The organism is Kitasatospora sp. NPDC059571, assembly GCF_042735675.1.
In the GTDB taxonomy this organism is placed as follows: Bacteria; Actinomycetota; Actinomycetes; order Streptomycetales; family Streptomycetaceae; genus Kitasatospora.
The window spans coordinates 1-9618 of the sequence record NZ_JBHWBW010000302.1 but is presented as its reverse complement, the minus strand read 5'-3'; the positions used below and the strand labels follow the sequence as shown (position 1 = coordinate 9618).

Below are 9618 nucleotides of genomic sequence, written 5' to 3'. Positions count from 1 at the left end.
CGCCCGGCGCGCCGGCGGCGCGGCCCCCGCCCCCGCCCCGCCCCCGCTCGCGGGCGCGCGCGCGCCCGGCGCCCCCCCGCCCCCCCCCCGCCCCCCCGGGCCGTCAGGGCGACGGCCGGGAGGGGGATCCTGCGGTCGGCCCGCGGAGCCCGTCCCACAGGGCGCGCTCGCGGGGGCGGGGATCGGTGAGGACCTCGGAGGGGGTGCCGAACTGCATGGTGCGGCGGGTATCCGGGTCGTAGGCGGGCCAGCCGGGGTCGCCGCCGGTGGCGAACGACGCCCAGGCGGCGTGCACGGTGTCGGCGAGTTCCTGAGGGGGCTCGGGGCCGAGCAGGCCGAGGAAGGCCTTGTCGTGCAGGTTGTCGAAGACGAAGGGGAGTTCGGCGGCGTGGCAGGCACCCAGACGGCCGTCGAACGTGGGCGGCTGCCAGGCGAATTCGTACATGTACGTGGCGCCGGGGAGCCCGGTGCGGGCCTCGGCGAGCCGGACGGCCGGGATGCGGTAGAACCAGTCGGTGGCGATCGCCGCGAGCAGGTCACCGGGGGAGGCGCCCGGGCGGGCGGCCCGGTACTCGGCCACGGCGGCGGTGTCGAGCCCGTACCGGGCGGCGCCGCCGAGCAGCATCTGCTCGTCGACGTGGTCGATGACACCGGTGGGGACGAGGAAGAGCCGGAACTCGTCGCTGTTGGTGCCGACCAGCAGGTCCACGCCGGCCGCCGCACCCGCGGCGATCGCCTCGATCGGGGGCGCCGGAAGCAGGACCCCGTCCACGACGGGTTCGAAGGGCATGAGATTGAGCGCCGCCTCGCCCCACCGCGCCGGGTCGGGCGCGGCCGAGATCGCGGCGCGAAGGTGCTGCTGCGCCTGGACGAGCGCACGCAGGGGCACGGCCGCGATCGCCTCGACGGCCGGCTCGACGCCGAGCAGGTCGGCGAGGTGACGGCCCACCAGCCGGGCACTGGCCGGGCTGAGGGTGTGGTGGGCGGCGCCGCTCTGCAGGACCGCACGGCGGAAGAGCCCGGCCGCCGAGGGCGCGGCGAGCAGGGCTCCGATGCTCATGGCGCCCGCGGACTCGCCGAAGACGGTGACGTTGCCGGGGTCACCGCCGAAGGCGGCGATGTTGTCCTGCACCCAGGTGAGGGCGGCGATCTGGTCGTGAAGACCGAGGTTGGCGGGGGCGCCGTCGCCGAGGTGGAGGAATCCGTCCGCCCCCAGGCGGTAGTTGACGGTGACACAGACGACGCCGTCGCGGGCGAAGCGGCTGCCGTCGTAGCCGGGGACGGAGCCGGAGCCGTTGGTGAAGGCGCCGCCGTGCAGCCACACCATGACCGGCAGCGAGCCGCCGGGGTCGGGAGTCCAGACGTTGAGGTTCAGGCAGTCCTCGCCGGGGATGTCGACCTCGGGGATCAGCCGGTCGAAGGGCGGGGTGTACGGGGCCTTGGGCGCGGTCGGCCCGTAGGCGACGGCCTCGCGGACTCCGTCCCAGGGCTCGGCCGGGCGCGGCGGCCGGAAACGGTCGGGGCCGAACGGCGGTGCGGCGTACGGAATGCCCTTGAAGGCGGTGATGCCACCCTCGGCGGCGCCCCGTACCCGGCCCTGCCGGGTGCTGACGACGGACTGCATCGTGTGGATCCTCCTGTCGGTCGAGCTCGGTCTCCGGTGGTGGACACGGCCCGTGCCCCGTCGGCGGGTCGCCGTCGTGGTTCAGTGCCCGGCGGCGCCGGCCATCCGCAGGGCCAGGTCGACGTACGTCTCGGCGATCTGCTCGCCCGTGTACGGCTGGTCGGGGCCGAACCACTGGGCGACGTGCATGCCCATGGCGCCGATCGCGGTGGCGGTGAGCACGAGATCGGGCACGGAGAACTCGCCGTCCTCGGTGCCCCGTTCCAGGATGTCGAGGAGCAGGCGGCGGCAGGCTGCCCGGAGTTCCAGCGAGGGCGCCGCGTGCTCGGGCGAGAGCGCGTGCAGTTCCCCGTTGGTGACGACGGCCAGCAGCGGGTAATCGACGTGCACCCCGACGTGGGCGCGGACGAGTGCGGCCAGCCGCGCTGCCGCACCCTCGGCCGGTGGCACCGCCCCGACGGCCGAGGTCAGCCGGCTGTGCAACTCCCGGTGGCCGACCCGGACGAGCTCGGCCAGCACCTGCTCCTTGGACGGGTAGTGCGCGTACAGGGTGGCCGAGTTGATGCCGACCCGGTCGGCGATCGCACGGATCGAGGTGCCGTAGAACCCCGACTCCGCGTAGAGGGCCAGCGCCGCCTCCAGGATCCTGCCGCGGGTGCCGGCCGGTGTCACCCCCTCGGGCAGCGCGACGGCCACGGCCGCGACCCGGCGCGGCTCCCAGTCGGGGACGTCCACGGGCTCTCCTCGGGGTGTTGCCGATTTCCAACCGATCGATTGGTTGACACGGTAACGCAGAGGCCCGATGGTATCTCGCAACGCGGCAGTAACAACCAATCGATCGGTTGGAAATCGATCGACGGTCGGCGACTGCCGGCCGGTAAGGTCCGAAGGAGCCCCTCACGTGCCGAACCCCCACGTCAACCTCGCCGCGATCCTGGTGGACACGGCGGCCCGACACCCCGACCGGCCGGCCGTCCGACTCGACGGGACCGTCCTGGGCTACGCCGAACTCGACGAGGCCGCCGCCCGTGCGGCGGCCCTGCTGCGGGACGCCGGAGCGGGACCGGGGGACCGGATCGGCCTGTCCCTGCCGAACGTGCCCGCCTTCGCCGTGTTCTACTACGCGATCCTCCGCGCAGGTTCGATCGTCGTCCCCCTGAATCCCCTGCTCAAGGCGGGCGAGGTGGAGCATCAGCTGCGCGACTCCGACGCCGCCCTGCTGATCGCCCCGTCCGGCGCCGACGAGGCGGCCGGCGGCGCCCGGGCGGCCGGCGTGCCCTGCCTGCCGGTGGACGCCGACCGCCTCGACGACCTGCTCGACCGCCACCCCCCGCAGCCGGGCGTGACCCCCCGCGCGCCGCAGGACACCGCGGTGATCCTCTACACCTCGGGCACCACCGGCCGGCCCAAGGGCGCCGAGCTCACCCATGACAACCTGATCCGCAACACCGAGATCACCCGGACGACCCTGCTCCGCCTCACCGAACAGGATGTGGTCTTCGGCGGCCTGCCGCTCTTCCACGCCTTCGGCCAGGTCGTCGGCCTCACCTGCGCCACGGCCGCCGGGGCCTGCCTCACCCTGCTGCCCCGCTTCGAGGCGGCCAAGGCCCTGGAGATCATCGACCGGGACGGGGTGACCGCGTTCCTGGGCGTACCCACCATGTACAGCGCCCTGCTCGCCGCCGGACCCGCGGGCGGTGACACGCGCTCGCTGCGGGTGTGCGTCTCCGGCGGCGCCGCCATGCCGGTGGAGGTTCTGCGCAGCTTCGAGGAGGCCTTCGGCTGCACGGTCCTGGAGGGCTACGGCCTGTCGGAGACGTCGCCCGTCGCCTGCTTCAACCACCCGGACCGGCCGCGCCGGCCCGGCACCATCGGCACACCCGTCCTCGGTGTCGAACTGCGCGTCCTCGACTCGGACGGCCGCGAGGTCCCCGACGGCGAGCGCGGCGAGATCGCCGTACGCGGCCACAACGTCATGAAGGGCTACTGGCGCAACCCCGAGGCCACCGCCGCGGCCGTCCCCGACGGATGGCTGCGCACCGGCGACATCGGGATCAAGGACCCCGACGGGTGCTTCCGGATCGTCGACCGCAAGAAGGAGCTGATCATCCGGGGCGGCTTCAACGTCTACCCCCGTGAGATCGAGGAGGTCCTCTACCGGCACCCTGCGGTCGGCGAGGCCGCGGTGATCGGTGTGCCGCACCCCACCCACGGCGAGGAGATCGCCGCCGTGGTCGCCCTCAAGCCGGGCGCGAGTGCCGAGCCGGCCGACCTGCGGGACTTCGCGAAGGCCGAGGTCGCGCCCTACAAGTACCCCCGCATCGTGCGGATCGTGGCAGCCCTCCCCAAGGGGCCGACCGGGAAGATCCTCAAGCGGGAGATCGAGCTGCCGTCGGACCAAGAGATCTGACGGTGCCGCAGGCCGCGGTGCCCCCACGCGCCGCCGCCTTCACCCCCACCCAGGAGTGTGTCCCATGACGTCCCGCTCCCTGCGCAGAGCCCTCCGGTCCGCCGCGGCCCTGGCCTCCGCCGCCGCCCTCGCCGTCCTCGGCGTGGCAGCCCCCGCCCACGCCTCCACCTCCTCGCTGCCCCACCTCAACGTCACCGGCGCCTACGTCACGGGCGTCTCCTCCGGCGGTTTCATGGCCACCCAGCTCCAGGTCGCCTACTCCCGCACGTTCAAGGGCGCAGGCATCGTTGCCGCCGGCCCCTACGACTGCGGGCAGGGCACCGTCATCGGCTTCGACGCCTGTGACCTCGGCATCGGCCTGCCCGTCCTGGAACAGCAGGCCGTCACCTGGGCGAACCAGGGCCGGATCGACCCGGTCTCCAACCTGAGGGGCAAGCCGATCTACACCTACCACGGCACTCTCGACCCGGTCGTCAACGGCCTGCTCTCCGACGCCGGGGTCCAGTTCTACCGGGACTTCGGCGCCAGCACGCAGTACCACGACCGGGACCCGGCCGGGCACTCCTGGGTCACCCCCTACGGCCCGGTCGCCTGCTCCCTCACTGCGGCGCCGTTCATGAACAACTGCCTCGACGACCCCGAGGGCGAGATGCTCTCCCAGTGGCTCGGCCACGTCAACCCGCCCAACACCGGCGCGCCGCGAGGCACTCTGACCCGCTTCGACCAGAACCGGTACGCCCCCGGCGGCTTCGCCCCCTGGTACGCCATGGACACCACCGGCCAGCTCTACGTCCCGCCGTCCTGCGCCGCCGGGCAGCCCTGCACGCTGGTCGTCGCCCTGCACGGCTGCCTGTCGGGGCAGTACCTGCTGGGTGACGAGTTCGCCGAGTGGGGCAACCTCGACACCTACGCGGACACCAACAACCTCGTCGTCCTCTACCCGCAGGCCATCGCCACCACCCTGCCGGTCAACCCCCAGGGCTGCTGGGACTGGTTCGGCTACAACGGCCCCGACTTCGCGGTCAGGAGCGCACCCCAGATGACCGCCATCACGGCCATGGTCCACGCCCTCGGCGGCTGACGACCGGCGGGACCGGGGCCGCGCGAACGGGTACCGACCGCGCGGCCCCGCAGGCCCGGCCTCCGCCGGTGGCGGTGGGGGCGGCAGCCCCGCTCCGGGTCAGGACGGCCGGCCGGCCGCCGGTGCCGCGGCGGCGGAGTGCTTCGCATGGGGCCGCCCGGCGTGGTGGGCGGACGACTGCCACTGGGCGGCCAGTGGCGCCCCGGCCAGGGCGAGGGCGAGTCCGGCTGCGAGCGCCGCAGCCAGGAGCGACCAGCGGAGGGCGGCGCCGCGGACGCGCGGCCCACCGTGACGGGCGGCGCGCATGCGCAGGTCGGCGCCGATCAGCCCGGGCAGACGCCACACATGGGCCAGCACATGGACGCCGGTCGCCGCCGCCCAGCAGACGAAGCTCGCCTTGTGGAGGAAGAGGACGGGCACCGGTCCGGTGTCGCGTCCCATGAGGGCCAGCGCGCCGCCGGTGGCCAGCACGGCGACGGTGGTGGCGACGACCAGCGGGGCGAGCAGCCGCAGCAGCGGATGCGGCGGTCCCTGGCGCCGGTAGGCCGCGTTGCCGGCGTAGTAGCGGACGAACCGGTGGCCGGTGCTGCCCAGTTTGAGCACGACGGGCCCGACCAGCAGCATGCCTATGAAGAAGTGCCAGGTGAGGAGCTGCCCGAGGAACAGAATCGTGACGCCCTGCGCCGCGAGGAGGGCCAGCAGGAGCGCGCCGGTGGCGGCGACCAGCCGCCGGTTCCCCTCGGGGCCGCCCAGGGGCCCCGCCGGGATCGGCACGGTCCCGCCCGTCGGCGCCGTGGCGCTGCCTGTCGAGAGCATGTGCTGACTCCGCCTTCCGGTGATGCAGGACCGCGCCGGGGTGGGCGGGACGATGTCCCGTCTGCTGCGGGACCGTCAGCAGTGTGCCCGGGCGAGCACTAAGAAGTGGTTCAGGTCACGTGCGGCCGGGGCGGTCGGGGCCCCGCTCCAGCCGCAGTGCCAGAACGGGGCAGGCCGCCACCGCGCGCCGTGCGTCGGCCAGGAGCTCGCCGGGCACGTCGGACCCGGTGAGGACCGGATAGCCCCACTCGTCCGGGGCGATCAGTTCGGGCAGCAACTCGGCGCAGAGTCCGCGGCCGTCGCAGGCGATGCGGTCGACGGCGAGCCGGTGGGGCCGGGTCACCGCCATCCCTCGCTCCCCGGGTCCGCACGGTCGGGCACGGCGAGGACCGCCCGGCGCCCGGCGGGGCCGCACGGCCCCTGCAGCAGGTGTCGCCGCACGTCGTCCCCGAACACCTCCAGGGCGGTCGCGGCCAGCCGGGACGCGCCGTCCGGGTGGCGGCAGGCACCGCGGCCGGCCAGCAGACCGGTCCTGCGGTGCAGCCGTTCCAGCAGCTCCGGGTCGGTACGCCCGCCGGCGAGCCGGGCGAAGTCGTCCGCGACGGCGGGCAGCCCGAACCGGCACGGCCCGCACTGGCGCGCGCTCTGGGCGGCGAGGTAGCCGAGCACCCGGGCCGTCTCCGTCAGGCCGCAGGCATCCTCGGGGAGCGCGGTGAGCACACCCGCACCCGGCCCGGCCCCGACCTCGGCGAGTCCGCTCCGGCTGAACGGCACATCCGCCGCCGAGAGCGGCAGCCAGCTGCCGAAGTACCCGCCGACGAGGACGGCCCGGAGCGGCTCGGAGGCGCCGCCGGCGGTGTCGAGGACGGCCCCGACCGGGGTGCCGAGCGGGATCTCGCGGACGCCGGGGGCGCGGACCGCCCCCGAGACCGTGACCAGGCTCGTCCCGGGCGCGTCCGGGCTCCCCGTGGCGCGGAACCACCGTGGCCCGTAGCGCGCGATGAGGGCCAGGTGGGCGAGGGTCTCCACATTGTCGACGAGGGTGGGGCGCCCGCCCACGCCCTTCTCGTACGGCCGCGGCGGGGTGGCCGAGGGGCGGGCGTCGCCGCCGTTCAGCCAGCGCACCAGCGAGGTCTCCTCGCTGGAGACGTAGTGGTGGGGCAGGGCGTGCACCCGGACGGGCACCCGGTCCAGGCCGGAGCGCCGCCGTTCGTCGACGGCGGCGGTCAGCCGCTCGACCTGCCACGACCGGGTGCGGGGCAGGCAGAGGTGGACGGCGGACGCGCCGACGGCGGCTGCGGCCAGGGTGGCGCCGTCGAGCACCAGGTGGGGGGCGAGGTCGAGCAGGGCCGTGTCCTTCCCGCTGGCGGGCTCGCTCTCCATGCCGTTGGCCACGACCACGGCCCGGCCCCGCCGTTCGGCGACCGAGCGCAGCTTGCGCCCGGTCGGGAAGGCGGCGCCGCCCCGCCCGGTCAGCCCGGCCTCCTCGACCGCGCGGATCAGCCACGTCGCGGCCCGGCGGCCGGACGCGGCGGGCGGCGGGCCGTACCGCCACAGGTGCTCGGCCAGGCCGGCGGGCCCGCCGGTGGCGTACCAGCCGTGCAGCAGCCGGGCGTCCGCCGGTCCTTCGGGGATGCCCGGCGGCTCGGCGGCCTCCACGGTGCTGGTCTGCGGGATCACTGGTCGTCTCCTCGGTCCTCGTCCCCGCCGTCGTCGCCGGCGGTCCGGTGGTCGGTGGCGACCGTGCCCGGTCGCTGGGCGGCGCCGCCGTGGTGGGCCCAGCCGGTCCTGGCCGGCCCGGCCGCCAGCAGCGCCATCACGAGGGCGGGTACGGCGGCCGCGGACAGGGCGGCCCAGATCCGGCCGGCCCGGTGCCCCGGACCCGCCCGGACCAGGCGCCACCACACCGCGGCCACCACCGCGGCAAGACAGCCGGCCGTGAGGCCCAGTTGCAGCGTCAGCCGGGTGTCCGTCCCGGTGCCCGCGCCGTGGAACAGGGCCAGCGGCCAGACCGCGTAGGCGAGCCAGTGCACCGCCTTCCACGCCCTGCGGCCGATCCGCAGCCGCACCGCGCTGGTCACCAGGACGGCCAGCAGCAGGTCCAGGGCGAGAGCCCCGAGGCCCAGCCACAGCGGGCGGTACGAGGAGGCGAAGGGCACCACCGCCTCCAGCCACCTCAGATGGACGAACGGGTCGGCGATCGCGGTCGCGATGTGGAGGCCGAGGAACGCCAGGGTGAGCACGGAGAGGTTCCGGTGCAGGGCGCCGATCTCGAACCGGGCGATCCGCTTGGGTGCGTACCGGCCGCCGGCCGCGATCCCCAGCACGAGGGTGGCCGTGAGCAGGACGAGCGCGACGGTGCCGCCGGCCCGGGTCGCGTACCAGAGCGGGCTCGGGCCCGCGGCGGCGAACTGCACGGTGCCGGTCATCGGGATCCTCCCTCGGCGGGCCCGGGGGCGGGGTCGGGGTCGGGCGGCCAGCCGCCGACCACCACCACGGACCCGTCGGTGCGGACGAGGCGGGCCGGCAGGCGGAGCGCGTTCAGCCGGCCGAGTGCCTGTGCACCGCGCACGATCGCCGCGGTGGCCGCGGTGTTGGCGTCGACGCAGGTCGCGGCGGCGACGCTGACCGTCCGCCAGAGGGGGGCCGGGACGTCTCCGGTGGCCGGGTCGACGATGTGGTGGAGCGACCGGCCGCCGCGCCGCCAGCTCCGTACGGTGGTGCCCGAGGTGGCCAGGCCGCCGCTGCGGACGGACACCACGGGGCCGGCTCCGTCGGCCGGGGCCGTGTGATCGTCGGCGATCGCCACCTGCCAGCCCCCGGCCGGTGCGGGGCCGGCGGCCGCCAGGTCACCGCCGAGGTTGACCAGCACCCCGCACCCGGCGACGTGCGCCGCCCGCTCGGCCGCGCGGTCCGCGGCCAGCGCTTTCGCCGTCGCCCCGAGGTCGAGCGCGGTGCCCGGGGGGAGCCGCAGCCGTGCGGCCCGCGCGTTCCATTCGACGGTGCGCCAGCCGGACGGCCGGACCGGCGTCACCGGTTCAACGGCCTCGGGCCGCACCGAGGCGAAGGTCCGGTCGTAGCCGAGTGCCGAGACGGCGGCGCCGACGGTGGGATCGACTGCGCCGTCGGTGGCCTCCGCGGCCCGCAACGCGGCCTCGATCGCCTCGGCGAGGAGCGGGCCGACCGTGACCGGGCCGTCGGTGCGGTTGGCCCGGGAGAGTTCGGAGTCGGACCGGAACCGGCTGCACGCCAGGTCGACCGCCGCGAGTTCCTCCTCCAGTACCCGGAGGGCGGCCGCCGTGCCGCCGGGGTCGGCCACCAGCAGCACCGCCGTCGTCCCCAGCGCCGGGAACGTGGTGGTGGAGCAGCGGACCTCCCCGGTCATGACGCACCCGAGGTGGTGGCCGGTGCCCGGGTGTGCGGGGCGACCGGCGCCGGGGCCTGGGCGGGCGGCCGGAGCGTGGTCGACCGCGGGGCCTGCGTGCCGGGGGTACCCGCCGTGCCGGGTGAGGTCGCCGTGCCCGGCGTGCCCGCCGTGCCGGGTGAGGTCGCCGTCGCGGGTGCGGCGGCACCCGGCAACCGGCTGTGGTACTCGGTGCCCAGGCCCGCCGCGCCCCCGGGGGCGGCCGTGGGCGGGGGGGCGGGGGGCCCGCCGGGACGGGGCTGGACCCCCGGGGGGCGGGGGCG

9 protein-coding genes are annotated in these 9618 nt (G+C 75.8%); 2 read left to right on the top strand and 7 right to left on the bottom strand.

Translation table 11 applies throughout. The features are described 5' to 3' along the window. Positions 1-103 precede the first annotated feature (103 nt). Positions 104-1624 (bottom strand): carboxylesterase/lipase family protein, encoded by a 1521-nt coding sequence (locus tag ACFV0G_RS27010; protein WP_380553195.1) that lies wholly within the window; start codon positions 1622-1624, stop codon positions 104-106. 81 nt (positions 1625-1705) lie between these two features. Further along, positions 1706-2359: a TetR/AcrR family transcriptional regulator gene (locus ACFV0G_RS27005; RefSeq protein ID WP_380553192.1), complete on the bottom strand. Its 654-nt coding sequence runs from the start codon at positions 2357-2359 to the stop codon at positions 1706-1708. A 166-nt stretch (positions 2360-2525) separates the two neighbouring features. On the opposite strand from ACFV0G_RS27005, the gene ACFV0G_RS27000 reads away from it, so the two are divergent. Together ACFV0G_RS27000 and ACFV0G_RS26995 are read left to right on the top strand one after the other, a co-directional pair. Then, complete coding sequence (locus ACFV0G_RS27000) at positions 2526-4034, top strand: long-chain fatty acid--CoA ligase (protein WP_380553189.1); 1509 nt, start codon at positions 2526-2528, stop codon at positions 4032-4034. A 64-nt stretch (positions 4035-4098) separates the two neighbouring features. After that, entirely contained in the window at positions 4099-5115 is a 1017-nt protein-coding gene (locus ACFV0G_RS26995) for a hypothetical protein (protein ID WP_380553186.1), read from the top strand. A gap of 99 nt (positions 5116-5214) precedes the next feature. Here ACFV0G_RS26995 and ACFV0G_RS26990 read toward each other — a convergent pair whose 3' ends face one another. The 5 genes from ACFV0G_RS26990 to ACFV0G_RS26970 all read right to left on the bottom strand — a co-directional run bounded on the left by ACFV0G_RS26990 (position 5215) and on the right by ACFV0G_RS26970 (position 9316). Further along, positions 5215-5931: a hypothetical protein gene (locus ACFV0G_RS26990; protein WP_380553183.1), complete on the bottom strand. Its 717-nt coding sequence runs from the start codon at positions 5929-5931 to the stop codon at positions 5215-5217. A gap of 115 nt (positions 5932-6046) precedes the next feature. Further along, positions 6047-6280 (bottom strand): ferredoxin, encoded by a 234-nt coding sequence (locus ACFV0G_RS26985; RefSeq protein WP_380553180.1) that lies wholly within the window; start codon positions 6278-6280, stop codon positions 6047-6049. Beyond that, positions 6271-7611, bottom strand: a complete 1341-nt coding sequence (locus ACFV0G_RS26980) for an NADH-ubiquinone oxidoreductase-F iron-sulfur binding region domain-containing protein (protein ID WP_380553177.1) — start codon at positions 7609-7611, stop codon at positions 6271-6273. The genes ACFV0G_RS26985 and ACFV0G_RS26980 overlap by 10 nt, the downstream gene beginning before the upstream one ends. Further along, a complete protein-coding gene (locus ACFV0G_RS26975; protein WP_380553174.1) occupies positions 7608-8360 on the bottom strand; it encodes a ferric reductase-like transmembrane domain-containing protein in 753 nt (250 codons plus the stop codon). Before ACFV0G_RS26975 ends, ACFV0G_RS26980 begins: the two co-directional genes overlap by 4 nt. After that, positions 8357-9316 (bottom strand): FAD:protein FMN transferase, encoded by a 960-nt coding sequence (locus tag ACFV0G_RS26970; protein WP_380553171.1) that lies wholly within the window; start codon positions 9314-9316, stop codon positions 8357-8359. Before ACFV0G_RS26970 ends, ACFV0G_RS26975 begins: the two co-directional genes overlap by 4 nt. Positions 9317-9618 lie beyond the last annotated feature (302 nt).

Coding starts and splice junctions, on each gene's coding strand:
- ACFV0G_RS27010 (WP_380553195.1), bottom strand. CDS start 1,624: ATGCAGTCCGTCGTCAGCACCCGGCAGGGCCGGGTACGGGGCGCCGCC.
- ACFV0G_RS26995 (WP_380553186.1), top strand. CDS start 4,099: ATGACGTCCCGCTCCCTGCGCAGAGCCCTCCGGTCCGCCGCGGCCCTG.
- ACFV0G_RS26990 (WP_380553183.1), bottom strand. CDS start 5,931: ATGCTCTCGACAGGCAGCGCCACGGCGCCGACGGGCGGGACCGTGCCG.
- ACFV0G_RS26985 (WP_380553180.1), bottom strand. CDS start 6,280: ATGGCGGTGACCCGGCCCCACCGGCTCGCCGTCGACCGCATCGCCTGC.
- ACFV0G_RS26975 (WP_380553174.1), bottom strand. CDS start 8,360: ATGACCGGCACCGTGCAGTTCGCCGCCGCGGGCCCGAGCCCGCTCTGG.
- ACFV0G_RS26970 (WP_380553171.1), bottom strand. CDS start 9,316: ATGACCGGGGAGGTCCGCTGCTCCACCACCACGTTCCCGGCGCTGGGG.